Consider the following 26,041-nt stretch of genomic DNA (forward strand, 5'->3'; position numbering starts at 1 on the left):
GAGGCCCCGGTGTCAGGGCCGCGTGACGAGCGCGACCGTCCGCCGGTACAGCACCGCCACGAGCAGCACGAACACCGCCGTCCCCAGCACCAGCGGGATCTGGCCGAGATCGCCGACAAGCGCGAGCGGACTATCGCTGCCCGAAGCCGCGACGATACCCGCGAAGCCGACGCCCCAGAGGCTCTCGCCGACGATAAGGCCGGTCGCGGTCAGCACGCCCATGCGGTGGGCGAACTCGGGGTCCTTCTGGCGCCCGGCCCAGCGGTCGTAGAACCAGCCGACCACCGCGCCGGTGACGGTGGGCAGGATCACGCTCATCGGTAGATAGATGCCGATCCCGACGCCGAGCGGCGGCAGACGCAGCTTGCCCATGAGGCCCAGCACTTCGTCGAGCACGATGAAGACCACGCCCGCAGCCGCACCCCAACCGATCATCGTCCAGTTGAGATCACCGCCCAGCACGCCCTTGGCCAGTGCCGAGATCAGCGCGGCCTGCGGAGCGGGAAGTGCCTCCGGGCCCGCGCCCGGCGCCCCGGCGAAACCGAAGGCGGTGTTGAGAAGGTCGAGCACCGGCGGGATCACGAGCGAGCCGAAGATCACGCCGATCACCAGCGCGACCTGCTGCTTCCACGGCGTCGCGCCGACGAGTTGGCCGGTCTTGAGGTCCTGAAGATTGTCGTTCGAGATCGTCGCCACGCCGAAGACCACGCCGGTGACGATCAGCGCATAAGCGACCAGCGCTGCAGTCGTATCCGCTGACTGGTCGCGCCCGAACAGGCCCACCAGCAGCACCGCCGCCGCGACCACCGAGAGGATGCCGATGCCCGAAACCGGCGAGTTCGACGCGCCGATCAGCCCGGCCATATAACCGCAGACCGCCGCGATCAGCAGGCCCATGACCAGCACGAACAGCAGCGCACCGGCAATCAGCATAAGCTGCGAGCCCGCCAGAGCCCCGCCCGAAAGCACGCTCGAAAGCAGGATGCCGATGGGCACGAGCATCGCCAGCGTGCCGATCAGCACGATGCCGATCGGCAGGTCCTGCTCTTCCAGCGCCAGCGTGTGCCCGGCATTGCGCGCGCGGCTCGCCGCCATCGCAGAACGGATGCCCGAGAGCACCGGACCGGCGATCCGCAGCAGCGTCCAGATCGCAGCCACCGCGATCACGCCCGCCCCGAAGAAGCGCACATCGGCGCTGAACACGCTGGTCGCCCAGCTTTCCACGGTGCCATTGGGCATGGGATTCTGCGCCGTCAGCATTGGCAGCAGCACCCACCAGCCGATCACGAGGCCAAGGAACATCGCCAGCCCGACCGAAAGGCCGACCAGATGGCCAACACCGAGCAGCGCGAAGGAAAGCCCGCCCGAAATGCCGGTCGCACCGGCGCCCGTGCGGAACCAGATCGAGGCTTCGGCCACCATCAGGCGCGTCTGGGTGAGGATCGCGAAACCGGCCGAGGCCAGCGCATTCCACAGCAGCACTGACAGGCCCTTGGCGCTCTCTTCCGCGCCCTGATCGGTGGCGAAACCGACGCGCAGCACTTCGGCCGCGGCATGGCCTTCGGGATAGGGCAGCGAGGTATCGACCACCAGCGCGCGCCGCAGCGGAACCGAGAACAGCACGCCGAGAATGCCGCCGGTGCCGGTGATCGCCGCCGTGGTCCAGTAGGGGAAGCCCTGCCACCAGCCGATCATGACGAGGCCAGGCAGCACGAAAATGATCGCCGCCAGCGTGCCCGCCGCGCTCGCCACGGTCTGGACGATGTTGTTTTCCAGAATCGTCGAATTTCCAAGCGCGCGCAGGATCGCCATCGAAATGACGGCGGCCGGGATCGAGGTCGCGAAAGTGAGCCCGACCTTCAAGCCGAGATAGACGTTGGCGGCCGTGAAGAAGAGCGTGATGACGCCCCCCAGAAGCACGCCGCGCACGGTGAGTTCCGCGACCGGCGCTGCGCCAGCCACCTTGCCACCATGTGTTCCTGCCATTTTTGTCACTTCCTCTTGGTATTCGGTCCTGTGCGAAGGCCCTGATGGCACGGCCTTGCCCGGCAGGCTAGAAAAACGATGGGACTTCGGGATTTTCGCCAGGCCGCCGCCTGTTCTCTGCCCTGCTCACGCATCCGCCTTGTCCAGCAATGCCCGGACTTCCTCCGCCACGGCAACTGCCGCCGGAGAGCGGGTGCGGCCGCGCCGGACGATCAGGCAGATTTCCCCATGCGCCTGCGGACTGCCCGCGACGTCAAGCTGGACGATCCGCCCCTCGCGCAAATCGTCGGCAAGGAAAGTGGGCGAGGATATCCAGACGCAGTCGCTCCGCAGGACTGTCTCGCGCAGGACATGGAAATTGTCGCAGATGAAGCTGCCCGCGTCGCCGCTCATGCCGCCGGTCGGCATGTCCACGGCGCTGGCGACCGGATAGGCTTCCAGATCGGCCATGGTCACGGCTCCCTTGCCGGTCAGCGGATGGCCGCCGCGCACCATGCACGCCACCCGGATCCGGCCCAGCCGCTCGATCTCGGTGCCGGGGACGCGTCCAAGGTTCCAGTCGTTGCCAAGGATCATCTCGATCCGGTCGTTCAGCAATTCGGCAACCAGCTGATCCGGCACCCGCACCTGCGTTCGGATGCGGATGGCTGGCCAGGTCCGCAGCAGCGAACTGGCGATACGTGGCAGGAACAGGCCCGCCATCAGCGGCCCCAGCCCGATGGCGACTTGCCCCGGCTCGCCCAGCGGATAACGCTTGAGGCTGCGTTCAAGGTCTCCCGCCGCGTCGAGCAGCCGCTTTGCCTGCTCGACAACGTGAAGCCCCGCCGCCGTCGCATGGACGCCGCCGCGCCCTCGGTCGAACAGGGTGACCCCGTGCCGCTGTTCGAACGCGGCGATGCTGCGACTGAGCGCGGGCTGGGTGATCCCCTCTTCCTCCGCCGCGCGCGAGAAGCTCTGGTTGCGGGCAACGGCAACGATATGGCGCAGGCGCGTCAGGTCCATGGTATTCCCATTATGCATCCAATCATGGCTTGATATGCATTGGACGACATCTCTGCGCGAGCCCTAACGCAAGTCCCGCAATGGGAGAGTGCGATATGAAGCGGAAATTCGGTTGGCTGATCAGCGCGGTGGCCTGCGCGGCGGCGACGACGGCAGGAGCGCAATCTCCGCAGGCGCCGGAGCTGTCGCGCTCGGCTCTGCCGATCCCTGCCGCGCCATTCGCAGGTACCACGGCCGAGAACGTGCTCGACGCCAAGGGCTCACCCGGCGTTCCGGTCCGCGCACCGCAGGGCGCGCCCAACGTGTTCCTGATGATGAGCGACGACGTTGGCTTCGCGATGTCCAGCGCATTCGGCGGGCCAGTACCGACCCCCAACTTCGAGCGACTGGCGGCGCAGGGCGTGCGCTACAATCGGTTCCATACGACCGGCATCTGCTCGCCCAGCCGCGCCGCGCTACTGACCGGCCGCAACCACCACAATGCCGGGGTCGGCTGGCTGAGCGACGTGCCCTCGCCCTTCCCCGGCTATGGCGGACGAATCCTGCCGGAAACCGCCACCATGGCGCAGATCCTCCGTCTGAACGGCTACAACACGGCGATGTTCGGCAAGCATCACAACCTGCCTTCCAATGAACGCAGCGAGGCCGGCCCCTTCGACGGCTGGCCGACCGGGCTCGGCTTCGAGCACTTCTTCGGCTTCATCAGCGGCGACAGCGACCAGTATTCGCCGATCCTCTACCGCGACACCCAGCGCGTCGAGGTGGACGCGGACGAGGGCAAACTGCTCGACAGCCGGCTGGCGGACGACGTGATCCGCTGGGTCCACAACCAGAAGGCCGCCGCGCCGGACAAGCCGTTCTTCGCCTATATGGCGCCCGGCTCCACCCACGCCCCGCATCAGGCACCGCCCGAATATATCGCCCGCTTCAAGGGCAAGTTCGATCAGGGCTGGGACGTGCAGCGCGAACAGACATGGCGCCGCCAATTGGCCATGGGGATCCTGCCCAAGGGCACCCAGCTGACTCCGCGCCCCGCCGAAATTCCCGCTTGGGACAGCCTCACGCCCGGCCAGAAGGCTTTCGCCGCGCGGACGATGGAAGTCGCCGCCGCACAGTTGGCCTATCAGGACGAGCAGATCGGCCGGGTGCTGGATGAGTTGCAGCGCATGGGCGCGCTCGACAACACGCTCGTCGCACTGGTGATCGGCGACAACGGCGCCAGCGCGGAAGCCGGTCCGAAGGGCACGATCAACGAACTGCGCTCGATGGGTAAACACGACGAAAGCGAGGCCTGGATGCAGGCCAATATCGACAAGCTCGGCAGCCCGATGACCTACGAGAGCTACCCCGCCGGTTGGTCTTGGGCGATGAACACGCCGCTGCGCTGGACCAAGCAATATGCCTCGTTCCTCGGCGGCATCCGCAATGGCATGATCCTGTCGTGGAAAGGCCATGTCGCCCATCCCGGCACTGTCTGCAGCGAGTTCTCCCACCTTGTCGACATCGTGCCGACCGTGCTCGACGCCGCGCATCTGCCCGCGCCGCAGAGCGTCTACGGCGTGGCCCAGAAGCCGCTGGACGGTGAGAGCCTGCTCGCCAGCCTTTCCTCCTGCGACGCCGCGAAACCGCGCACCCAGTACTTCGAGATCGGCGGCAAGGTCGGGCTATACCACGACGGCTGGTTCCTCTCCGGAGACGATGGCCGCCTCGCCTGGGAGAACCTGCCACCGGGCGGCGCGCGGCCGACGATGCAGTGGTCGCTTTACGACCTGAGCCGGGATTTCTCCCAGTCCACCGATCTTGCCGCGAAGGAGCCTGCGCGGCTTCAGGCGATGCTCGACTTGTGGAAGCAGGAAGCAGCGCGCAACAACGTCTTCCCGCTCGATCACCGCTTCGCCATGGCCCGCGGCGCGGCGGCGATGCGCGGCAGCGGCAGGAAGCATTTCGATTTCTGGGGCAAGGACATCAGCCTCCCCGCGAACAGCGAGCCGGTGCCGTTCGCCCGCAGTTTCACGCTGAATGCGGACCTGAAGCTCGACACCGGCACGGCCTCGGGCGCGGTCATGGCGTTCGGCAGCCGGTTCGGGGGATGGAGCCTCTATCTCGACAAGGGACGCCCTTCCTTCGTCGCCGCGCGATCGACCGATCCCGACGAGATCACCCGCGTAGTGGCCGACCGCGCGCTGCCGCAGGGGGCCGTCACCCTCACCATGCGCTTTGCGGTCGAGGCTCTGGGCGGCCCGGCCACGGTGACGCTGAGCGCCAACGGAAGTGAACTGGCGAAAGTCCATCTGCCGACTTCCATGCTGATGGCGGCCGGCAATGGCGAAACGCTGGATATCGGCCGCGATCTCGGCGTGCCGGTTACTGATTACCAGACCCCGCATGGTCGGATCGAGGGCGACATTCCCCACGTCACCCTCGATTTCGACTGAGCACTTTGCGCTGGCGGCGTAGGTAAGTTCGAATTACGCCGCCCCAAAGAAACACTTAAAATCCAAAAACATCTCCGTCATCCCCGCGAAGGCGGGGATCCCGCTTTTCTTGCGCACGAACGAGAGTTTTCAAGAAAGCGGGGCCCCCGCCTTCGCGGGGGCGACGGAATGGCTAAAGCGGAGGCACATGGGCCCTACGGTTTCAGCAGGCCGATATTCCCGGCCTCCGCCTCCTTGTGCAGCGCGGCAAGGTCGAGCTTGAATTCAAGATCCTCGCTCGGCGTCTGCACGCGCGGGTTGCCGGTCCAGTAGATCACCCGGCAAGTGCGGCGGGCGATCCGCCACCCCTGTTCGGTACGGACAAGTTCGTCGTCGTAGTACCCGCTGCCGTCCCAGACCGGCGGCTCACCGGCGGCATGGCGGATAAGTCGCCACTGCCCGTACGTCATCGAAAACGCCCGGTTTCCCTCGACCCGCACGAGGTGATTGCTCATCACATGCTGGGTCGCGTCGAACAGCGCATGAAAGGCACCGAACGCGTCCTTGAAGGCACCTAACGCGTCCCAGCACGAACCCGGGCCGTAATCGACCGCACAATCGGGCGTGAAAATGCGGTCGAACAGAGACCAGCGCCGGGTGTCCATGGCGAGCCCGTAGAGATTCAGCAGTTCGACAATGTCCTCACGGTCCGCCATGGCACTATCCTCTCTTCCAGAGTGGTCCCTTAGAGCGGCAGCGAGACCGTCGCGGTGCCTTTGAGGATCGTCGCCCCGTCCTGCGTGGTCATCCGGGTTTCGACCGTGACCACCGGCATGCCGAATTCGCTGGTCTCCTGCTTGTCGGTCACGGTGGCGTCCACGTAGGTCACGTCGCCCTCGAAAGCGGGGCTGCGGAACTGGGTTTTCGAGTGCCAGATATAGCCCTCGTGCCCGGCCCAGTAGGCCACCGTGTCGAGGTGCCAGGCATTCATCGACGAGCCATAGCCATAAGCCCCGCCCATGCCTACTTTCTCGGCCTTCTCGGGATTGATGTGGCCCGAGCTGGGGCCATGGAACAGGCCGTCGGCCTGACGCGGATCGATCTTGCGTGCTTCGAAATCGTAGGTCATGTCGCCGCCGAAGCCGGCGTCTTCCTGCGCCGGATCGTACATGCCCTCCGGCACGTTCCAGCGCCAGGTGCCCCAGATGTTCTGCCGATGCGCCCGGCATTCGAGTGCGAACGTCACGCGGCTGTGCGGGCCGATCACGCGGCGCGGCAAGGCATCGCCGACGTTCACGTCCTTCCAGCGCGGCGAAATCCCCTCGCGGTTCGAGCGGATCCAGTCCAGCCGCAGCTTCGCCACTTCATCCAGCTCGGCCTCGGTCCAGAGCTTCGGCGCGCGGTTTTCCTTGTCATAGACCTTGCGCTTGTTGGCCTCTTCCACGAGGTAGCGGATCGAGGTCGCCCGCTCCTTGGCCACCAGCGCGCCGTGCTGGTTGCGGTGCACGGTATCGCCGTCCGCGAACATCGTCGGGCCCGCGAAACCCGTCTCGGCAATGCGATAGCCCGCGAACGTGCGTTCCTGCACCAGCTTGTCGCCGGGGCGGACGGGATTGCCGTAGAACCACCATTCCTCCCCCGCGAAGATCAGGTGAGAGCCCGGAATCTTGCCGACGCAGGACGGGTGGCAGCCGTGGCCGTAATCCATCGCCACCGTAAAGCTCTGCGGCGCGACGATGCCGCCGAACTTGCTGGCGCGGGCGAAATTCTCGTCCCAATGCAAGGGGTTGGCATAGTCCATCGCCTGTGCCCAGCGGCGGATATCGGTCGCGTTGCAGGGGTCCCAGAACTCCGCGAAGATAACGGGCTTGCCCACCCACTTGTCGACGTCGCTGGTGTCGAGCACCACATCCCCTTCGGCCATTTCGCTCTCCGCTCGTTCTTTACCGGGCCGGCTCTTGCGCGGCCCTTTCCCGCACGGGTCTTCCACCGAGGCCCCGCGCCTGCCTGTCCGAAGGTGCAGCGCCATCGGCAATCGATGCAAGCCGCACGCGCCGCAGGTCGCCCATTGCGCTGGAGCGATACTTGGCGCCCACGCGCATTCCCCCGCGCACCGCCGGCTCGAAGTGCGCTAGCCCGTGACCAAACACGAACAGACACGAATCGCGGGAGAATCCGTCGCCATGAAGATCGACACCACCTTGGCCGCCGTCGTTACCGGCGGTGCATCGGGCCTCGGCCGCGCCAGCGCGCAGGCCCTTGCCGACGCGGGCGTGAAGGTCGCCGTGTTCGACATCAGCGAGGAAGCGGGCGAGGCTTTCGCCGCCGAGATCGGCGGCGTGTTCTGCAAGGTCAACATCCTGGACGAGGAAAGCGTGGAGGCCGGCTTCGCCAAGGCCCGCGCCGCCCATGGGCAGGAGCGGATCGTGGTCCACTGCGCGGTGGTCGCGGGCGGCGGCAAGACCGTCTCGTTCGACAAGGCCACCGGCGCGTACAAGCGCGCGCCCACCGAGCAGATCGCCAGGTCGGCCGAAGGCATCTTCACCGCCTCCTACCGCATCGCGTCGATCGCCGCGCTGGGCATGGCCAATGCCGATCCGCTGAACGAGGACGGTGAGCGCGGCTCGATCATCCTTACCTCGTCCGCCGCATCGCAGGACGGACAGATCGGGCAAGTCGCCTATGGCGGCGGCAAGGGCGCGGTGAACGCCATGGTCCTGCCGATGGCCCGCGACCTCATGGACCTTGGCATCCGCGTCAACGCCATCCTGCCGGGCACGTTCGCCACGCCGCCGATGCTTCGGGTGAAGGAAATGAACGAGGCGGTCTACGAAGGCCTCGGCAAGGCGGTGCCTTTCCCCAAGCGCCTTGGCCATCCCGAGGAATTCGCCTCCCTGGTGATGGAACTGGCGCGCAATACGTACTTCAACGGGCAGTGCATCCGCCTCGACGGCGGCATTCGCATGCCGCCGAAGTAAGCTTCGGTCAGGTTGGCCAAGCTCGGGCTTTCCAACCATCACACCGTCGCCCCCGCGAAGGCGGGGGCCCCGCTTTTCTTCAGTTCATGCGTCTCTGCGTGCTGAAAAAAGAAGAAGCGGGATCCCCGCCTTCGCGGGGATGACGAGGTTTTGGGGTGAGGATTTGGGCTTAAGGGCTTGGCGTGACCGGTTTGGGTCGAGTGGATTTGAGTTGCCCAGCCCGCCCTCCCCGCTTGAGAATCGCCAGCCAAGCCTCCAAGGCGGCCCGTAACGACGGCCGGTCGCAATGGAGGCAAGGAATGCAGAACGTCATCGACTTCATGATGGAGCTGGACCGGCTCAAGGCGGTGACGCGCAAGGTGAAGCCCGTCGGCCTCGACCGTTACGAGAACTCGGCCGAGCATAGCTGGCAGATCGCGCTCTTCGCGGTGGCGCTGGCGCCTTATGCCGCGGGCACGCCGGACATCGGCCGGGTCATGGCGATGCTGCTGGTGCACGACATCGGCGAGATCGAGACCGGCGACGTCATGGTCTTCTTCGAGGAAGGGCTGGCCGAGCGCAAGGCGGCCGAACGCGCCGCCATCGACCGCATCTTCGGCATGCTCCCCGATCCCGAAGCCGACTACTTGCGCGGCCTCTGGATCGAGTTCGAGGAAGAGCAGACCGTCGAGGCCCGTTTCGCCCACGCCATCGACCGCGCCATGCCGGCACTGCTGAACTTGCGCAATGAAGGCCAGAGCTGGCGCGAGAACGCGATCAGTCACGAGCGGGTGGTGAAGCGGCTGAAAGCGCAGATCAGCCTCGGCGCGCCGGCGCTGTGGGACTATCTCGAAGGCGAACTGGCGGCGGCGGATGCCAAAGGCTGGTTCGGGGCCTAACTTCTCTCATTCCTCCCCTGCAAGGGGAGGTGGCAGCGCGAAGCGCTGACGGAGGGGTATAACCGCTTCAGTCGCGCACAACCCAGTGGATGAAGCCGCTCCTGCGACCGACTCAAGCTGAGCAGATCCTTCGACAAGCTCAGGATGAGCGGAGTGTGGTAGCGATGCCGGGCAAGACCGTCAGATCGAGCCCTCTCCCCAAAATCCTCCGTTTCCCCCAAGACCCGCCTTGACTCCCCCACGCTCGGAGGCTCAATCGGCTTCGATGCGAAGACCAGCCGTTAACGCGCTGAAAGCCCTTATCGTGCGCCAGCGCCGGCGGCTGCGCGAGAGCGAACTGGCCTTCATTTTGCTCGCCGTCCTTGCGGGGATCGCCGCGGGCTGGCTGACCAATCTCCAGAGTTTCCTGGCCCACGCCATCCAGCAAGTGCTCTATGGCGTCACCGGCAACCGCCTGAGCGCCATCGGCGAAATCCGCCATCCGATAAGGCTGCTGGCCCTCCCCTTCGGCGGGCTGCTGCTGGTCGGCATCGCCTATCTGCTGCGCCATCGCCGCCGCGCGCCGATCGACGTTGTCGAGGGCAATGCCCTCCACAGCGGCCGCATTCCCTTCATCGACAACCTGATCATCTCCGCCCAGACCATCGTTTCCAACGGCGCGGGAGCCTCGGTAGGGCTGGAGGCCGCCTATGCGCAGATGGGCGGCGGCGTCGCCTCGGTGCTGGGCCAGTGGTTCAAGCTGCGCCGCGCGGACATGCGCACGCTGGTCGGCGCGGGCGCGGGCGCGGCAGTGGGTGCGGCTTTCGGCGCGCCGCTGGCCGGTGCGTTCTACGCGTTCGAGATCGTGATCGGCACCTATACCCCGGCGGCCATCGCCCCGGTCATTGCCGCCGCGCTGGGCGCGGCCTTCATCACCCGCCAACTCGGCGTCGAACCCTATCTGATCGCGGCGTCGAGCCAGCTGCCGCTGACCACCGGCGATTACTTCATCTATGCCCTGCTCGGCCTGATCTGCGCGCTGGTCGGCATCCTGCTCATGCGCATGGTGACTTTCGCCGAAATGCACATCCAGCGCCTGTCCCGGATAACCCGGTGGCGGCCGCTGATCGGCGGCATGCTGCTGATGCCGCTGGCGTGGATTTCGCCCCAGTCGCTCTCGGCCGGGCACGGGGCGATGCATCTCAATCTGGCGATGCAGCCCGCAATCCAGTTCCTGCTGCTGGTGCTGGTGCTGAAGATCGCGGCATCGGTGATCTCGCTGAGCTTCGGCTTTCGCGGCGGCCTGTTCTTCGCCTCGCTGTTCCTGGGATCGCTGGTCGGCCTGATTTTCGCAGGCGCGGTGCAGATGCTGCCTTTCGGCATCCAGCTCGACCCCACGCAGGCCGCACTGGTGGGCATGAGCGGCCTTGCGGTGTCGGTGGTCGGCGGGCCGATGACGCTGGCCATGCTGATCCTGGAGACTACGCACGATTTCGCGCTGATGGGCGTGGTGCTGACCGCCGCGCTGGTATCCAGCGCCTTCACGCGGGAGACGTTCGGCTACTCGTTCTCGACGTGGCGGCTGCACATCCGCGGCTCGATCATCCGCAGCCCGCGCGACATCGGCTGGATGCTCAGCCTCACCGCCGGGCGCATCATGCGCACCGACTGGGTTTCGGCCCCGGCCACGCTGTCCCTATCCGAATTCCGGGCCCGGGTGCCGCTCGGTTCGGCCAGCAAGGCGATCCTGCTCGACGCGGAAGAGCGCTACGCGGGCATCGTTTCCACCGCCTCGGCATGGAATCCCGAGCTTGATCCCGAGGCCGAGGTCGGCACGCTGGCGACGCTCGTCGATACGTCCGTTGCGCCCGCGACCGACATTCGCGCGATGCTCAAGGCCTTCGACATGGCGGTGGCGGACGAACTGGCGGTGGTGGACGGCGTGGGCAAAGTCGTCGGCGTGGTCACCGAACGCCATGCGCGACGGCGGTACTTCGAGGAAATCGAGGCTTCGCAGCGGGAGCTGTTTGGCGAGACGTGATCCTGTTTTGCGGTGGAGTTCACGCGGAGGCGCGGAGGCGCGGAGGGGTTGTGGCCTTACCGAGCCCGTCTCTCTGATCCCCGGATCTATCCGGCCAGACCTGAGGGGCGAAATACAACACCTCGTCGTCCCCGCGCAGGTGGGGACCCCGCTTTTCTTCGCCAGCGTCGCAAAAGGCAGCGGGGCCCCCGCCTTCGCGGGGGCGACGGCGTAAGGTGGATTGCGGGCTCTCCCTGCTTTCTCCGCTCTCTCTGTCTTCTCCGCGTCTCCGCGCCTCCGCGTGAATCCCTCTCCCCCTTCCCGCTTCGCCCCGGCGATGGCTATCGCCACACCCTTCCCGTCCGCCACGCATCGCCTTACCTAGCGATCACTAGGTAACGAGAGGAAGCCCATGCGCACGCGGATGAACCGCGAGGACCGCCGCGCCGCGATCCTCGACAGCGCCATTGCCGTCATCGGCGAGCGCGGCTTTCACGGCTTCTCGATCCGCGATCTCGCCATGCGCTGCGCGATGACCGACGCCGGGCTGCTCCATCATTTCGGCTCCAAGACCGACCTGCTGCTCGCCGTGCTCGACCATCGCGACGCACAGGATGAGGACGCCATCGCCGCGCTTTTCCCCAGAGAGGCCGCACCGCGCGACCGGGCGGAAATGCTGCGCGTGCTGGCCGCCATCGTCGCCCGCAATGCGGAGCGGCCCGAACTGGTGCGGCTCTACGCCATGCTGCGGGTGGAAGCGCTGGCCGCCGATCATCCCGCCCACGCCTATTTCGTCACGCGCGACCGGCTTGCACGGCGCCGTTTCGCCGAACTGCTCGGCCCGCTGAGCGAGACGCCCGAGCGCCTCGCCCGGCAAGTGCTGGCGGCGATGGACGGGCTGGAACTGCAATGGCTGCTGGAGGATCGCACGTTCGACCTCGTGGCGACATGGAACGAAACCGCCGACCGGCTGATCCCGTAAACCGGCGCAAACAGGGAGAGAGTAATGGATCGCAGGACGATGTTGGCCTCCGGGCTGGTGGCAAGCGCGCTGGCCACGCAGGCAGGCAAGGCAATTGCGGCAACGCCGAAAGGCTTCCCCAAAGGCTTCAAATGGGGCACCGCCAGCGCCGCGCATCAGGTGGAGGGCAACAATGCGCTGAGCGACCTCTGGCTGGTCGAACAAGTGAAGCCGACGATGTTCATGGAGCCTTCGGGCGATGCCAACAACTCCTTCGAACTCTGGCCGCGCGACCTCGATCTGGTGCAGCAGATGGGGCTGGATACCTATCGCTTCTCGATCGAATGGGCCCGCATCGAAACGCAGCCGGGCGTGTTCTCGACCGCCATGCTCGACCACTACGCGCGGATGATCGAGGGCTGCCACGCGCGCGGGCTGACGCCGATGGTGACGTTCAACCACTTCACCCTGCCCCGCTGGTTCGCCGCGAAGGGCGGCTGGACGCAGAAGGACGCCGCCGACCTCTTCGCGCGCTATTGCGACAAGGCGGCGCGGCGGCTGGCGGCGGGCATGGGTTATGCCACCACGCTGAACGAGCCAAACATGATCCACCTCGTGGACAAGGGCCTGCCGCCGCAGATGGCCGGCATGGTGAAGGCGATGAACCAGGCGGCGGGCGCGGCCAGCGGTAGCACCAATTTCAAGAACGGCATGCTGCCCGAGCATGACGATATCCCGCTGCTGGAAACGAACATGCTGGCCGCGCACAAGGCGGGCCGCGCCGCGATCAAGGCCGCGCGGGGCGATCTGCCGGTGGGCGTCAGCCTGACCATGAGCGACGACCAGGCCGTAGGCGCGAACTCCCAGCGCGATGCCATCCGCAAGCAGTTCTACGGCGCCTGGCTGGAACTGGCCAAGCAGGACGACTTCATCGGCGTGCAGAACTACGCCCGCGCGATCTGGAATGCGGACGGTCAGGTCCAGCCCCCCGCCGACGCGCCGCACAACCAGATGGGCACGGAAATCTACCCGGCCTCGCTGGCCGGTGCGGTGCGCTATGCCCATGAGGCGACCGGGCGGCCGGTGATGGTGACCGAACACGGCATCGGCATCGAGGACGACGCGGTGCGCGCGAAGTTCATTCCGGAATCGCTCGCCGGACTGCAGCAGGCGATTGCCGATGGCGTGCCGGTGCTGGGCTATGTCCACTGGACGCTGGCGGACAACTTCGAATGGGTGTTCGGTTTCAAGCACAAGTACGGACTGTGCTCGGTCGACCGCGCGACATTCGCGCGCACACCGAAGCCGAGCGCGGCGGTATTGGGCGCGATAGCGAAGCGCAACGCGGTCTGACGCGGGTGAATTGGGACAGGTTGGCCGCCCCGTCGCCGGGTGGCCAACCTATCCACTATCGCTGGCGAACCATCAACCTCGTCGCCCCCGCGAAGGCGGGGGCCCCGCTCTTTTGGAGTTCACGCAGAGACGCGGAGACGCAGAGGGGACGGCGGCTTGCTGCATGGTCTCTCTGCGTCTCCGCGTCTCCGCGTGCCTAAAATAAAACAAGCGAGATCCGCGCCGTCTCGGACGATATATAGTCAACGAGAGAATGAACGAAGATTAACACTCACCCGGTCACGGTCGCCGCTATGAACGAATACGGCAACTAACTTGATTACAGGAAGCAATGGCACTCGCATTCAATCGGATTGAACGCGAAGGCTAGTCGTTCCCACCGACTTTGGAGTGTTATAATGGTCTGGCTATTACTCCTCGTTGCCTACCAAGCGCCAGATGACGCCATCAATTGGGATGGGCCCTGGAAATTCGGGATGTCCCAAATGGTCGAGCAGCAGTTCGCTTCCGAAGCGCAATGCCGAAGTGCCGCAACCAAAATGGTCAAGAAAATTCACAAGGGCATGCTGGCCCCTATCCGCTTTCACTGCGTGAGCGTCGATGCAGATCTACCCAAGGGCGCACCGCGCTGAGGGGGTTTAAGTCACCGTGAACCCGCCATCGACGGCAAGGACCTGATTGGTCACCCGCCGCGCCATCGGCGTTGCGAAGTAGAGTACGGCCGAGGCGATGTCCTCAGGCGTGCAATGCCCGAACGGCGGGGTGCGATTGCCCGGTCCCACCGGCGGCGGCCCCTCGGCATGGATCGCGCCGGGCGTGCCGACCCCGCCCGGCAGCACGGTGTTGACGGTGATGCCATGCGGCGCCAGTTCGAACGCCGCGCTCGTGGTCAGCGCCGCCAGCGCGCCCTTGCTCGCCATATAGGCCGCCAGACCCTGCACGAACTGGCCGACCAGCCCGCACGAGGCGCAGTTGACCACGCGCCCGCCCTCGCCGCCTTCCACCATGGCCCGCGCCACTTCGCGGATCATCAGGAACGGCGCGCGGGCGTTGATCGCCTCGATCCGCTCCCAGTGCGCCGCCGTGCCCTCAAGCAACATTTCGCGGTGCTGGAGCCCGGCATTGTTGACCAGCAGCCAAGGTGTTCCGTGGCGGGCCCTCGCCTCGGCGCAGGCGGCGACGATTGACGCCTCTTCGGCAAGGTCCACCGTGATCGCATCCACCGCCGCGCCTGCTTCCACTTGCGCGCGCGAACCGGCCTCGTCGCGGTCGAGAATGACCACCCGCGCCCCGGCGGACGTCAGCACCGCGCAGATGCCCGCGCCGATCCCGCTGGCGCCGCCGGTCACGAGCGCAAGGCGCCCGGAAAGATCGAATGGTCCGCTCATGATTGTCTCCCGGTCTCATTTTCTGTCGTCCGGGAGACAATCAGGCAGGTCAGTCCCCGGCGATCGGCAGCCAGACGGCGCTGGCTGCATCGCCGCCATACTGCACGGTCTCGGTAGCCTTCACATAGTCCTTGGGCATCGCCTCCATGATGGAAGGCACCCACGACTGCGGGTTGCGGTCATAGAGCGGGAACAGGCTGGACTGCACCTGCACCATGATCTTGTGGCCCGGCAGGAACACGTGATCGACGTTCGGCAGCGACCACTGGAAGCCGTAGCTCTTGCCCGGCTCCAGCGGCTGCGGCTTGTCGAAGCCATTGACGTAGCGGCCACGGAAGATCTCGATCCCCACCGCAAGCTGATAGCCCGCCAGTTCCGGATTGGCCGAGTTCTCCTGCGGATAGACGTCGATCAGCTTGACCACATAGTCACTGTCCTGCCCGGTGGTGGACGCGTGCAGTTCCACCTTGGTCGCGCCCTTGATGTGCACCGGCTTGTCGAGCGCGCCGGTGGTGTAGCTGAGCACGTCCGGACGGCCATCGACAAAGCGCTGGTCATGCACGAGCCAGGTGCGCCACTCGTCGCCCTGCATGTGGACCGGGCGCGGCAGCATCGGCACCGGCTTGGCCGGATCGGACACATAGCTGTCGCTGCCCGCTGCGGGCTTGGCCCACGAAAGGCCGTAGTTCCCGGCAAGATAGAGCGGCGTGTAGTTACCCGCCGGCCACTTCTGCGAGACTTCCCAGCCGCCCTTCGCGCCCACGGCGCCGGTAGCGTAAGTCAGCACCGGCGGCGTGTCGCACTTCGGCGCGTTGGTCTTGAGGTGGCAATCGAAGAACGGCTTCATGTAGTTGCGGCGGAACTGGCCGCCGGTATCGCCTTCCCACTTCAGCGGGCCCAGCTCGCGCGCTTCGTAGTTCACTTGCGAGTGGCGCCACGGGCCGATCACCAGCGAAACCATGTCGTTGTTGGTGTCCTGCGGCTCCAGCGCGCGGTAGACTGCCGGGGCGCCGTAGCTGTCTTCCTGGTCCCACTGGCCGACGACCAGCATAGTCGGCACGGTCAGCTTGCGGGCGGCCAGCAGCTTGTCCACCGCCTGACCCTGCCACCAGGCGTCGTAGCTGGGGTGTTCGAGGACCTTGCGCACCACCGGGAGGTCGGTGAGGCCATAGGCCTTGGCATAGTCGAGCGCCGAACCGGCTTCGAGATAGGCCTGGTATTCGTCGCCCGTGCCCTTGGGCACGGCGCCGCCGCCCTTCTTGACCGTCTGGCCAAGGTCGTAATCGAAGCCGAACATGCGGAAGGCGCCGTTGTGGAACCAGTCGTCGCCCATCCAGCCGTCGACCATCGGGCTCTGCGGCACCGATGCCTTGAGCGCCGGGTGCGGATTGATCAGCGCCATCAGCGACGTGAAGCCGAGGTAGGACGACCCGGTGATGCCCACCTTGCCGTTACTCTCCTTCACGTTCTTCACCAGCCAGTCGATGGTGTCATAGGTGTCGGTGGCGTGATCGACCTTGGTATTGTTGAGCGGGCCGCGCAGCGGGCGGTTCATCACGTAGTCGCCCTCGGACCCGTCAAGCCCGCGCACGTCCTGATAGACGCGGATATAGCCGTCGTTCACGAAGTCCGCATCGGCGACCGGCAGGATCTCCTCGATCTTCTGGCTGCGGTTGCGGCTGGTCATCTTGTCGGCATTGTAGGGCGTGCGGCTGAGCAGGATCGGCCCGTCGGTCGTGCCCTTGCGCATGACGATCACGGTGTAGAGCTTCTTGCCGTCGCGCATCGGGATCATCACCACGCGGCGGATATAGTCCGCCTGCGGGCGCACCCAGTCATACGAGGCGACCTGCTCGTTCATCATGGTGTCGGTGGGAGTGGCTGCCGACAGATGCGAGGCAGCGGCGAGAGCGAGCGGCGCACATGCGAGGCCCGCGGCGATCCGAAGGTTTTTTATCATGGGCCGCATGGGTGGCGTGTGCATTTCCAGCGGTCAAGCGTGAAGGCGGGCGGGAATGTGGAGTGGATCGATTTTGCGCGCGGCAATGGTTTTCAGGGCACGACCAATCCGCTTAGTGTCGAAGACAAGCCATCAAACTTCCACTCTCGTCGCCCCCGCGCAGGCGGGGGCCCCGCTTCTTGCTGACCTCTCGCCCCGCACAAAAGAAGCGGGATCCCCGCCTGCGCGGGGATGACGAATTACGGTGGGTTGTCGTTTTCCGTTATCGAAAGGTGCCAACAGAGCTTTACGCCCACCGGCGCGTGTGCGGGCCCTTCGGAACGCCATTCGGCGTCCCAATCACAATGAAGCAGGCATGGCGTGCATTATTTTCGCCGGGTGATAGGTCCAGTCAGGCAACCGACAGGGAACAACCGCTTTGCCAGTCTGCATGAAGGATGCCGATTCGCCCCGCCCGCGCGCCAACCGTTTGCGCGCTGACTTCTTGCGCCGCCATCTCTTGCGCGCGACCATGCTTTCGCCTGCCATCGCGGCGGTGGGGGCGGCGCTCGGCATGGCGGGCCCGGCGGCGGCCGATCCCGCGCCGTTCGAACTCAACGGCCCCGATCTGCGGATCGAGGTGACGCGCGGGCAGCAGACCCTGCCCATCGCGCAAGTGCCCAGCCTGGCCGAGGACGACAAGCTTTCCATCCACGCCGCGCTTCCCGACGATCAGGGGCTGAAGTTCCTGCTCGTCTCCGCGTTCCTGCGCGGCGCGACCAATCCGCCGCCGAAGAACTGGATCTCCACCGCCAGCACGTGGAAGAGCAAGGAGAAGGACAAGGCGCTTTCGCTCACCGTGCCCAAGGGCGCACGCCAGTCGGTGCTGCTGATGGTGCCCGATACCGGCGGCGCGGAGGGCGTGCTGGTCGATGCCGTGCGCGGCAAGCCGGGCGAATTCGTGCGCGCCAGTCAGGAACTCAATCAGGCCTCGCTCGACCATTCGCGCCTCACCGCCTTCATGGGCGCGATTCAGGCGCAGGACGACAACGGGCCCGAATACTTGCGCTCGGTCGCCCCGGTGCTGGCGCGCAGCCTGTCCATCAAGCTCAACGAGGATTGCCTTTCCAAGGTCATCGCCATGCAGGCCTCCTGCCTGCTGGAGAACCGGGAATCGCTGATCCTGAGCGACGTCCATTCCAGCTCCCTCGCCGATACGCTGACCGGCGCGCCCACCGATCTTGCCTTGCAGCTGAGCGCTACCCCGCAGGCCGGCGCGGGCTATTACAGCGCCTATATCGGCGTCGCCCGCGATCTTGCCCGCATTCTGGGCGCGTTCAACAACCCGCAGTTCGGCTACCTGCCGACGCTGTCGGTCCGTCGCGGCGATACGCTGTCGCTGCTGCTCAATGCGGCGCCCTCATTCCAGAAGCCCAAGTCGGTGATGGTCGCGGCGCTGCCCGCCGTGGAGGCCGACATTCCGCCGCAGCTGCGCAGCACCGCCAAGGGCCCGGTCTGCGTCGTCCGTCCGGGGGCGGTGCTGGCGGTGGAAGGCGCGCCGCTGATTTACTCGACCGACTTCGCACATGACATGAAGGTCAAGCTCACCAATGCCTCGGGCCAGAGCATGGACGTGCCGATCACCGCCCGCGCGGACAAGGGCGGCTATGTGCTGGGCACCGAAGCGCTGCCGAGCGACTTCGCCGGATCGATGCGCGCGCGGATCCACGGCCTCTGGGGCTTCGCACCGTTCGACGGGCCCGAATTCCTGCTCCAGCGGCCGGACGGCAATGCCTGGAAAGTCTCGGGCGATGCCGACGTGGTGGTCGGCCGCGACAACGAAGTGGTGCTCGAAGGCGCCGCGCCGTCCTGCGTGGAGAATGTGACGCTGCGGCAGGGCAGCGGCGCGCCCAAGCCGCTCGAATGGAAAGTGCGCGACGGCAACCGGCTGGTCTTCACGGTCCCACTGGCGGGCTCCGGCCCCGGCGAGATACGCGTCGAACTGCGCTATCAGGGCGCGGCCACTCCAGAGACGGTCACCCTGCGCGCCCGCGCCGAAGCCAGCCGGATCGACGCGTTCGAGCTTCACGCCGGCGATACGCAAGGTGAACTGACCGGCCAGCGGCTCGACCAGATCCGGTCGCTGACGCTGGGCGACATCGAGTTCCAGCCGGACGGCCTCACCCGCGAGGGCGCGGTGGACCATTTGCGCCTCACCGCGAAAGGCGGCGCCCGCGCGCCTGCGCAGGACACGGCGGGCACGGCGGCGATCCGTCTGGTGGACGGGCGCAGCATCTCGCTGCCCACGCGGGTGGCGGCGGCCCGTCCGCAAGTCGAGGTGATCGGGCGGACCGTCAACGCCGGGCCCGCCGCGCCCGGAGCGCACGCGCTGGAGCTGGGTTCGGACGATCTGCTGCCCGACAATGGCGAACTGGTCTTCTCGATCAGGGCCGCGCCCGACAGCCGCTTCGGCGCCGACAATGCGATCGAGATCGCCACCGAAGGCGGCCCTGTGGCCATGCGGCTGGCTACGGGCAAGGGTCTCACGCTGGAGAGCCCGCAAGTGCTGGTGGCGCGGCTACGGGCGGCGGACCTGCCCGCCGGCACGTTCGGGCCGCTGCGCTTCAGGCTCGTCGGCGATCACGATGCCGGGGACTGGAAACCGCTGGCCACTCTGGCCCGCCTGCCCCGGATCGAGGGCCTAGCCTGCGGCACGAAAGGCGCCGCCAAGGCCACGCCCTGCACACTGTCCGGCCGCGATCTCTTCCTGATCGATGCCGTCTCCGCCGATTCCGCTTTCGGGCAAGCGGTGACGGTGCCGCCGGGCTTCACCGGATCGACCCTCGCGGTACCGCAGCCGGTCGGCGGAAAGCTCCATCTGCGTTTGCGCGATGCGCCGGAGAGCCCTGTCACGCTGGCATCGTGATCGGGGTAGGCTGCCCGATATCCTGATAGGAAAGCGACACCCATTCCACGCGGTCGCCCGGGAAGATGAAGCCGATTCCGCCGGTCTTGGCGGATACGGGGATTGTTTCGGCGTGCATGCCCGGCCCGAGGGCGGCGGCGAGGAAGCCGCGATCGCCCGGCGCGACAACCGCACCCCGATCCGTCATCCCCGCGAAGGCGGGGATCCCGCTTTTCTTGAGCGGCACGAGAGGTCGCAAGGAAGCGGGGCCCCCGCCTTCGCGGGGGCGACGGAGTAAAACGCGATGGCGACGGAGTAAGAGGCGGGGCGACTGGGTAGGACGTGGGCGCGACGGGGTAAGTCTGGTTGTACGCCATCGATTTTGAGCGCAGCGAGCCGCGCATGGTCTTGCAATCATGCCGACGATACGAAAACGGGCAGGAGAGCCTCGGCTCCCCTGCCCGCGTATGCGTTCAAAAGTAGCGGATCAGGCCGCCTGCTTCTGCCTTTCGGTCGCTTCGAGGTTGAGCAGGTCTGCCAGCTCGAAAGCGAGTTCGATCGACTGCGCGCCGTTGAGGCGCGGGTCGCAGTGGGTGTGGTAGCGGTCCTTCAGCGCCTCATCGGTGATGGCGATGGCGCCGCCGGTGCATTCGGTCACGTCCTGGCCGGTCATCTCGATATGGATGCCGCCCGCATGCGTACCCTCGGCGCGGTGCACGGCGAAGAAGCCGCGCACTTCGGCGAGGATGCGGTCGTAAGGACGGGTCTTGAAGCCGCTCTCCGCCTTGATGACGTTGCCGTGCATCGGATCGCACGACCACAGCACCGGATGACCTTCGGCCTTCACCGCGCGCACCAGCTTGGGCAGGCCGGATTCGACCTTGTCGTGGCCATAGCGGCTGATCAGCGTCATGCGGCCGGGCTCGCGGCCCGGGTTCAGCGTGTCGAGCATGCGCAGCAGCGCGTCGGGCTCAAGGCTGGGTCCGCACTTCATGCCGATCGGGTTGCCGACGCCGCGCAGGAACTCGACATGGGCCGAGCCGTCGAAGCGCGTGCGGTCACCGATCCACAGCATGTGGGCCGAGCAATCGTACCAGTCGCCCGTGAGCGAATCGCGGCGCGTCAGGGCCTGCTCGTAAGGGAGCAGCAGCGCCTCGTGGCTGGTGTAGAACTCGGTGCCCTGTAGCTGCGGAACCGAAGTCGGGTCCACGCCGCAGGCGGCCATGAAGTCGAGCGCCTCGCCGATGCGGTCCGCCATCTGCGAGAACTTCTCGCCCCAGGGGCTGCGGTTGATGTGCTCCATCGTCCACTGGTGGACCTGACGCAGGTTCGCATAGCCGCCATGCGCGAAAGCGCGCAGCAGGTTCAGCGTGGCCGACGACTGGCCATAGGCCTTGAGCATGCGCTCCGGATCGTTGCGGCGGGTCTCCGGCTCGAACTCGATGCCGTTGATGATGTCGCCGAAGTAGCTGGGCAGTTCCACGCCGCCGATCGTCTCGGTCGGGGCCGAGCGCGGCTTGGCGAACTGGCCCGCCATGCGGCCCAGCTTCACCACCGGCTGCTTGCTGGCGAACGTCAGCACCACCGCCATCTGGAGCAGCACGCGGAAGGAATCGCGAATGTTGTCCGCGCTGAATTCGGCGAAGCTCTCCGCGCAATCCCCGCCCTGAAGCAGGAAACCGCGACCGGCAGCGACTTCGGCGAGTTCCGCCTTCAGAGCACGCGCCTCGCCCGCAAAGACCAGCGGCGGATACTTTGCAAGCGTGGCCTCAACCTCGCCCAGCTTCTCCGCATCGCCGTATACCGGAAGATGGCGGGCTTCCTGAGCCTTCCAGCTTTCCGGGGTCCAATTGCTAGCCACGTTACGTACTCCCGGCGGTTCCTTTGCCTTCTCTCCCCGCGCCGAATGCATGGGGCCAAACCGGCAAGAACCGCAAACAAGGGGCGCCCCATAGCCGCTCCAAGCAATTTTTGCAAAGCCGGTTTAGCCGATCAGCGTGATCGATTGCGCTGAAGCACCGGGGCGATGGGTAAGATTGTTGCAAATCGAAAGGCTGCAATGGAATTTTCAGGGTGCTGAGATCGGTCTGACCACGAAGGTTTCCCATCCATCGTACTCGACCCCGAAACGGCCCACGGCATCCACGAGGACAGGCGTGATGGACCGAAACTCCGTAAGATCGACGGCCATTTCGCGGGAAAGAACCACGCCGGCCGGATCCTTCAAGGTATGGTCGACCGTGAAGCCCCTCGGCTTCAGATAAACTGAAAGAGAGGCAAGGCTCTGCTTGTCTCCGTAGAACCAGAAATTGGTCTTGCGCGGCGCATGCCCGTCATCGCCCTGCTTTTGCAAACTTGCAATGACGGACTGATCGCCATTCAATTGACGCTCCAATGCTGTCGGCGTGACGAGCGCGATCAGCGATTGGCGGTCTGTCACGGCACATACATCGCACGCGAAGCCCGCAACTGGCATGGCACTAACGATGGCACCGAGGTCAACGGGGTCACGATGGACATAGAACATGCGACGCTGGCCATCCCCGGTCACACTGGCCACATGCATGCCACCTGCCTCCACCAAGGTGCGCGCACCGAGAAGTCGGTCTTCCAATGCATAGATACGGTCCGTGCCTTGCGGCATGCCGTTTTCGTTCACGTTGCCTGCGGCGGCACGACAGCTTACGCCAGTGACCAGGCCCTCACGCAGCAAGCTCTCCGCCTCGGCGTTTCCGGTTCGCGCCACGACAACGAGCGGATGGCCATTCACGCCCGCACGATCATAAACCATCCACGTGTCGTCTGTACCCGCATTGTCGGCTTCGGCCTGAGCAGCCTGCGGCACAGCCAAGGCTCCCAACAAAAGGGATACGACTTTCCTGATCATTTGCCCCCGGCCATGTAAAGAATACAGCGATAGTCGCCCGCCATCGGCGGACGACTATTCGAATTGGCGCCACCCCCGTCGGCGCCGGACCTCTGGATTCAGCGCTTAGCCACTGTGTCCGAGCTTTTGCCTTCCGGCATCACCTCAAGCCGCCATGACTTGTCCTTGCCGAGATAACGCGCGGCCAGTTGCTGCATCTGCTGTGGCGTGACTTGCGTGTAGTCGTTGAGGATAGTGCGCACCGTGCCGATGCGTGAGGGATCGTACGTCGCGCCCTCAAGCTGGCTCATGAAGAAGGCCGTGCTCGATGCCGCGCGCGTTACCTGCTGGCGCATCGGCTCGGTGACGAGCGCGAGTTCCTCGGCCGTGGGCGGGTTGGCGATCAGGTTCTCGGCGATCTCGTCGGCGGTCTGGAAGAACACCGTGGTCGACTTGGGATCGAGCTGCGCCACCGCCGTGATCGAGCCGCCGGTGCTCATGTCCACCGGCCACTGCGAATAGACGTAGGGCGAATAGGCCACGCCCAGCTTCTCACGCACCGCGTCGAGCAGCCGGTTGGTGAAGAGCTGGGTCAGCACTTCAAGCTGGCGCGATTCGCGGATGCCCACGGCGCCGCCGCCGGTCGGCCACGAGATCACCGCAGCCGCCTGATCGGGATCGCCATGATGGTGCAGCACGATCGGCACGTCGGACGGCTTAGGCACCGAAACATCGGTGGCCGGAACGATCGGCGCCGGCGTGCGCGGCTTGAGCGCGCCGAAGGTCTTCTCCAGCGCGGCGGTGGCGGCTGCCTTGTCGAAGTCGCCGTAGATCTGCACTTCGACCGGGCCGCTCGCCAGCGCGCGGCTCCAGGCCGCCTTGAAGCCCTTGGCGGTGGTGCCGGCCAGTTGCGCGGGGGTCGGCGTCGCGAAGCGGGGGTCCTGCCCGCGCTGGTAGAATGTCAGGTCGCGGTTGAGCACGCCCTGCGGCGAGGTGGAATAAGTATCGTACTGGATCTTCGCGGCGGCCTTGGCGCGCAGGAACGGGTTCGGATCCCAGCGCGGCAGGTCCAGCTTGGCGGCGAAGAGATAGAGCTGGTCGGCCAGATCCTGCGGGCGCGTTTCGGCGGTGAAGACGAAGGTGGCGTCCTGCGTGTTGAAGTCGAAGCCCATCTTGCGGCCGGTGGAAATCCGGTCGAGATCTTCCTGACCCAGCGTGGCGAGGCCCGAGCCGACCAGCGCATAGTCGGCCAGCCCCAGATAGGGCGCATCCTTGGGCGAGAACGAGCGCGTGCCGCCGCCGAAGCGCACCTTCACGGTGACCCGGCCGGGCTCTTCCTGCACCGGCCAGAGCAGGACCTTCACGCCATTGGCGAAGTCCAGTTGCTCGATATCGAGCAGGCCGGTCGGCTTGTCGGACACCGCCTTCTGCGGCTTGCCGATGGCGGGCAGCGTCGCGAACGAGACCGGCGGCGCATTGCTGGCGGTGCGGGTGGCGGCATCCGGCTTCACCGGCTCCATCAGCCCAAGGCGCAGCGCGTCGTCAGTCACGCCCGGCTTCTGGGTGGTGAACAGCGCGCGGGTCACGGTACCGGAGAACAGCTGCCGGGTGTGTTCCAGCACCTTGTCGGGCGTGAACATCGGCTTCGAATCGCGGAAGATGCGCAGCACGTCCTCAGGGCCGGCCACAGTCTCACGGATGTCGAGCGCGTTGACCATGTCGTCGGCCAGCTTCGATCCCGGCAGGATGCGGCGCTGTTCGACCGGGACCTGGAAGCTGACGTCCAGTTCGGCCACTTCGCGGTCGATTTCCGCCTGCGTCGGCGGGTGGGCCAGTGCATCGGCGATCACCGCGCGCACGTCGCGCAGCGCCGACTTCCAGTCGTCACCCAGCGGCGTGATCGAGACGAAGGTGGCGTCGGCCGAGCGCGAGACGTCCTGCTGGTCCACCGAGGCCGAGAGATAGCTTCCCCCTGCCCGCGCACGGGTTTCGAGGCGGCGGTTGATCACGGCCTGCGCGATGGCATCGACCATGAGGCCCTGGTTGTAGACGATATTGTCCGTCACCTGCCGCCAGGGTCGCAGCGTGGCGTAAAGCAGCGATGGCGGCAGGTCAGGCTCGACCAGCACGCGCGTCTCGCCCACCGGGTTCTTCGGATCGGCGCCCGCCGGGGCGGCCGGATCGCCGAAGCTGGGCGCGGTGGCGAGCTTGCCCGGGGCCTGCCAGTCGGAGAACCACTTCTTGACGTAGGATTCCAGCGTGGCCGGATCGGCATCGCCTGCGACGATCACCGCCACGTTGTCCGGCCGGTACCAGCGCGAATAGAAGGCACGCACGGTATCGGGCGTTGCCGCCGTCAGTGATTCCACCGTGCCGATCGGCTCGCGCTGGGCCAGCGGCTGGCCGGCATAGAGCACTTGCTGCATCGCCTGCTGCACGCGCTTGGAGGCACCGCCCCGCTCGCGCATTTCGGCCATGACGATCGGCAGGTCCTGCTTCAGGTTCGAGGCCGAGAGCGCGGGCGCGGTGACCATGCCGCTCATCAGCTTGAACGTCTCGTCCAGCGAAGTAGGCGTGGCGTTGGGCAGGTCCAGCTTGAACACCGTCTGCGTGGTGGACGTTACCGCATTGGTGTCGCTGCCGAACGTGGCGCCAAGGCGCTGGAAGGCGGCGATCGCCGTCCCTTCGGGAATGTACTTCGACTGGCGGAACAGCATGTGTTCCAGCAAGTGCGCATAGCCGCGCTCCGAATCGGTCTCGTAAAGCGAACCGGCATCGACGCGGATGCGGATCGAGACCTGCCCCGGCGGCACGCCATTGCGGCGCACCGCATATTTGAGGCCGTTCGGCAGTTCGCCGAAGTGCCACTCCTTGTCATGCGGAATGTCGCTGCCACGATAGAGCCAGGGATCGGCGTCGCCCGCAAGCGGCTGGTCTCCGCCGCTCTGCTTGAGCGCGGGATCGGCGTGTTGCTGGGTTTCCGGCGCGGCGGCGCGGCGCGGCGGCTGCTTCTTGGTGGTTGCCCCCGCCTTTTGAACGGCTTGCGGCGCATCGGCCGGGGTTCCGGCAAACGCCGGAGCAAGGAACGGCTGAACCGGAAGGGGAGCCAGAAGCAGCAGGGCGGCGAGCGAGCGAGCGGCGCGCGAGGAAGTCGTCATCACCCGGGAGGTATAGGGCGACGATCCCTTAAGGGCCAGTGAATAGACGGCGCCGCTGAATAGTCGGAACGGTATTCGAATAGCGCCTGCCGAAAATCGGCCATGGACCGATTCCTGCACGCGCCGATCACTAAAAACGCACGCGTGATTGCGATGAATGCCAGCTAATTGTCCAATTCCGGCCATTGGCGGACTTGACCGGACGGCATGTCCT

17 protein-coding genes and 1 pseudogene are annotated in these 26,041 nt (G+C 66.1%); 8 read left to right on the top strand and 10 right to left on the bottom strand.

The features are described from left to right. Positions 1 to 12 precede the first annotated feature (12 nt). Complete coding sequence (locus EDF56_RS08740; RefSeq protein ID WP_132386442.1) at positions 13 to 1,986, bottom strand: oligopeptide transporter, OPT family; 1,974 nt, start codon at positions 1,984 to 1,986, stop codon at positions 13 to 15. A gap of 126 nt (positions 1,987 to 2,112) precedes the next feature. Then, complete coding sequence (locus EDF56_RS08745) at positions 2,113 to 2,988, bottom strand: LysR family transcriptional regulator (RefSeq protein ID WP_165912147.1); 876 nt, start codon at positions 2,986 to 2,988, stop codon at positions 2,113 to 2,115. Positions 2,989 to 3,083: 95 nt separating this feature from the next. On the opposite strand from EDF56_RS08745, the gene EDF56_RS08750 reads away from it, so the two are divergent. Beyond that, a complete protein-coding gene (locus EDF56_RS08750; RefSeq protein ID WP_132386446.1) occupies positions 3,084 to 5,423 on the top strand; it encodes an arylsulfatase in 2,340 nt (779 codons plus the stop codon). Between the two features lie 194 nt (positions 5,424 to 5,617). On the opposite strand, the gene EDF56_RS08755 is transcribed toward EDF56_RS08750, so the two are convergent. Both EDF56_RS08755 and EDF56_RS08760 read right to left on the bottom strand, forming a co-directional pair. Beyond that, positions 5,618 to 6,118 (bottom strand): nuclear transport factor 2 family protein, encoded by a 501-nt coding sequence (locus tag EDF56_RS08755; RefSeq protein WP_132386448.1) that lies wholly within the window; start codon positions 6,116 to 6,118, stop codon positions 5,618 to 5,620. A gap of 29 nt (positions 6,119 to 6,147) precedes the next feature. Then, entirely contained in the window at positions 6,148 to 7,326 is a 1,179-nt protein-coding gene (locus EDF56_RS08760) for a MaoC family dehydratase N-terminal domain-containing protein (RefSeq protein WP_132386450.1), read from the bottom strand. Between the two features lie 259 nt (positions 7,327 to 7,585). Here EDF56_RS08760 and EDF56_RS08765 point away from each other — a divergent pair, with 259 nt between their 5' ends. The 6 genes from EDF56_RS08765 to EDF56_RS08790 all read left to right on the top strand — a co-directional run bounded on the left by EDF56_RS08765 (position 7,586) and on the right by EDF56_RS08790 (position 14,203). Further along, positions 7,586 to 8,380, top strand: coding sequence for an SDR family oxidoreductase (locus EDF56_RS08765; RefSeq protein ID WP_132386452.1), 795 nt, complete (start codon positions 7,586 to 7,588; stop codon positions 8,378 to 8,380). Positions 8,381 to 8,679: 299 nt separating this feature from the next. Then, positions 8,680 to 9,258 carry an HD domain-containing protein gene (locus EDF56_RS08770; RefSeq protein ID WP_132386454.1) on the top strand — a complete coding sequence of 193 codons (579 nt, stop codon included), beginning with the start codon at positions 8,680 to 8,682 and terminating at the stop codon, positions 9,256 to 9,258. 265 nt (positions 9,259 to 9,523) lie between these two features. Continuing rightward, complete coding sequence (locus EDF56_RS08775) at positions 9,524 to 11,278, top strand: chloride channel protein (protein ID WP_132386456.1); 1,755 nt, start codon at positions 9,524 to 9,526, stop codon at positions 11,276 to 11,278. Between the two features lie 391 nt (positions 11,279 to 11,669). Beyond that, positions 11,670 to 12,239 (top strand): TetR/AcrR family transcriptional regulator, encoded by a 570-nt coding sequence (locus EDF56_RS08780; RefSeq protein WP_132386458.1) that lies wholly within the window; start codon positions 11,670 to 11,672, stop codon positions 12,237 to 12,239. A 24-nt stretch (positions 12,240 to 12,263) separates the two neighbouring features. Continuing rightward, the gene (locus EDF56_RS08785) at positions 12,264 to 13,571 is read left to right on the top strand and encodes a family 1 glycosylhydrolase (RefSeq protein ID WP_132386460.1); all 1,308 of its coding nucleotides are present in this window, start codon (positions 12,264 to 12,266) and stop codon (positions 13,569 to 13,571) included. Between the two features lie 398 nt (positions 13,572 to 13,969). Then, a complete protein-coding gene (locus tag EDF56_RS08790; protein ID WP_132386462.1) occupies positions 13,970 to 14,203 on the top strand; it encodes a hypothetical protein in 234 nt (77 codons plus the stop codon). Between the two features lie 6 nt (positions 14,204 to 14,209). Here EDF56_RS08790 and EDF56_RS08795 read toward each other — a convergent pair whose 3' ends face one another. Both EDF56_RS08795 and EDF56_RS08800 read right to left on the bottom strand, forming a co-directional pair. Continuing rightward, positions 14,210 to 14,959 carry an SDR family oxidoreductase gene (locus EDF56_RS08795; RefSeq protein ID WP_132386464.1) on the bottom strand — a complete coding sequence of 250 codons (750 nt, stop codon included), beginning with the start codon at positions 14,957 to 14,959 and terminating at the stop codon, positions 14,210 to 14,212. Positions 14,960 to 15,008: 49 nt separating this feature from the next. Continuing rightward, entirely contained in the window at positions 15,009 to 16,919 is a 1,911-nt protein-coding gene (locus EDF56_RS08800) for a CocE/NonD family hydrolase (RefSeq protein WP_132386466.1), read from the bottom strand. 430 nt (positions 16,920 to 17,349) lie between these two features. On the opposite strand from EDF56_RS08800, the gene EDF56_RS08805 reads away from it, so the two are divergent. Continuing rightward, entirely contained in the window at positions 17,350 to 19,824 is a 2,475-nt protein-coding gene (locus EDF56_RS08805) for a hypothetical protein (protein WP_243652500.1), read from the top strand. A 37-nt stretch (positions 19,825 to 19,861) separates the two neighbouring features. On the opposite strand, the pseudogene EDF56_RS08810 reads toward EDF56_RS08805, so the two are convergent. The 4 genes and pseudogenes from EDF56_RS08810 to EDF56_RS08825 form a co-directional block, all read right to left on the bottom strand. Beyond that, a pseudogene (locus EDF56_RS08810) lies at positions 19,862 to 20,002 on the bottom strand (RcpC/CpaB family pilus assembly protein); the annotation flags it as partial. Between the two features lie 288 nt (positions 20,003 to 20,290). Then, a complete protein-coding gene (locus EDF56_RS08815) occupies positions 20,291 to 21,664 on the bottom strand; it encodes a 3-deoxy-7-phosphoheptulonate synthase class II (RefSeq protein WP_132386468.1) in 1,374 nt (457 codons plus the stop codon). A 207-nt stretch (positions 21,665 to 21,871) separates the two neighbouring features. Next, a complete protein-coding gene (locus tag EDF56_RS08820) occupies positions 21,872 to 22,690 on the bottom strand; it encodes a ribonuclease E inhibitor RraB (protein ID WP_132386470.1) in 819 nt (272 codons plus the stop codon). Between the two features lie 98 nt (positions 22,691 to 22,788). Continuing rightward, positions 22,789 to 25,827: a M16 family metallopeptidase gene (locus tag EDF56_RS08825; protein WP_207904673.1), complete on the bottom strand. Its 3,039-nt coding sequence runs from the start codon at positions 25,825 to 25,827 to the stop codon at positions 22,789 to 22,791. Positions 25,828 to 26,041 lie beyond the last annotated feature (214 nt).

Source organism: Novosphingobium sp. PhB165, assembly GCF_004341845.1.
In the GTDB taxonomy this organism is placed as follows: Bacteria; Pseudomonadota; Alphaproteobacteria; order Sphingomonadales; family Sphingomonadaceae; genus Novosphingobium.

What these genes read in the sequence shown, in the direction of transcription:
- EDF56_RS08740 (WP_132386442.1), bottom strand. Translation starts at nt 1,986, where the DNA reads ATGGCAGGAACACATGGTGGCAAGGTGGCTGGCGCAGCGCCGGTCGCG.
- EDF56_RS08745 (WP_165912147.1), bottom strand. Translation starts at nt 2,988, where the DNA reads ATGGACCTGACGCGCCTGCGCCATATCGTTGCCGTTGCCCGCAACCAG.
- EDF56_RS08750 (WP_132386446.1), top strand. Translation starts at nt 3,084, where the DNA reads ATGAAGCGGAAATTCGGTTGGCTGATCAGCGCGGTGGCCTGCGCGGCG.
- EDF56_RS08755 (WP_132386448.1), bottom strand. Translation starts at nt 6,118, where the DNA reads ATGGCGGACCGTGAGGACATTGTCGAACTGCTGAATCTCTACGGGCTC.
- EDF56_RS08760 (WP_132386450.1), bottom strand. Translation starts at nt 7,326, where the DNA reads ATGGCCGAAGGGGATGTGGTGCTCGACACCAGCGACGTCGACAAGTGG.
- EDF56_RS08765 (WP_132386452.1), top strand. Translation starts at nt 7,586, where the DNA reads ATGAAGATCGACACCACCTTGGCCGCCGTCGTTACCGGCGGTGCATCG.
- EDF56_RS08770 (WP_132386454.1), top strand. Translation starts at nt 8,680, where the DNA reads ATGCAGAACGTCATCGACTTCATGATGGAGCTGGACCGGCTCAAGGCG.
- EDF56_RS08775 (WP_132386456.1), top strand. Translation starts at nt 9,524, where the DNA reads ATGCGAAGACCAGCCGTTAACGCGCTGAAAGCCCTTATCGTGCGCCAG.
- EDF56_RS08780 (WP_132386458.1), top strand. Translation starts at nt 11,670, where the DNA reads ATGCGCACGCGGATGAACCGCGAGGACCGCCGCGCCGCGATCCTCGAC.
- EDF56_RS08785 (WP_132386460.1), top strand. Translation starts at nt 12,264, where the DNA reads ATGGATCGCAGGACGATGTTGGCCTCCGGGCTGGTGGCAAGCGCGCTG.
- EDF56_RS08790 (WP_132386462.1), top strand. Translation starts at nt 13,970, where the DNA reads ATGGTCTGGCTATTACTCCTCGTTGCCTACCAAGCGCCAGATGACGCC.
- EDF56_RS08795 (WP_132386464.1), bottom strand. Translation starts at nt 14,959, where the DNA reads ATGAGCGGACCATTCGATCTTTCCGGGCGCCTTGCGCTCGTGACCGGC.
- EDF56_RS08800 (WP_132386466.1), bottom strand. Translation starts at nt 16,919, where the DNA reads ATGATAAAAAACCTTCGGATCGCCGCGGGCCTCGCATGTGCGCCGCTC.
- EDF56_RS08805 (WP_243652500.1), top strand. Translation starts at nt 17,350, where the DNA reads ATGAAGGATGCCGATTCGCCCCGCCCGCGCGCCAACCGTTTGCGCGCT.
- EDF56_RS08820 (WP_132386470.1), bottom strand. Translation starts at nt 22,690, where the DNA reads ATGATCAGGAAAGTCGTATCCCTTTTGTTGGGAGCCTTGGCTGTGCCG.
- EDF56_RS08825 (WP_207904673.1), bottom strand. Translation starts at nt 25,827, where the DNA reads ATGACGACTTCCTCGCGCGCCGCTCGCTCGCTCGCCGCCCTGCTGCTT.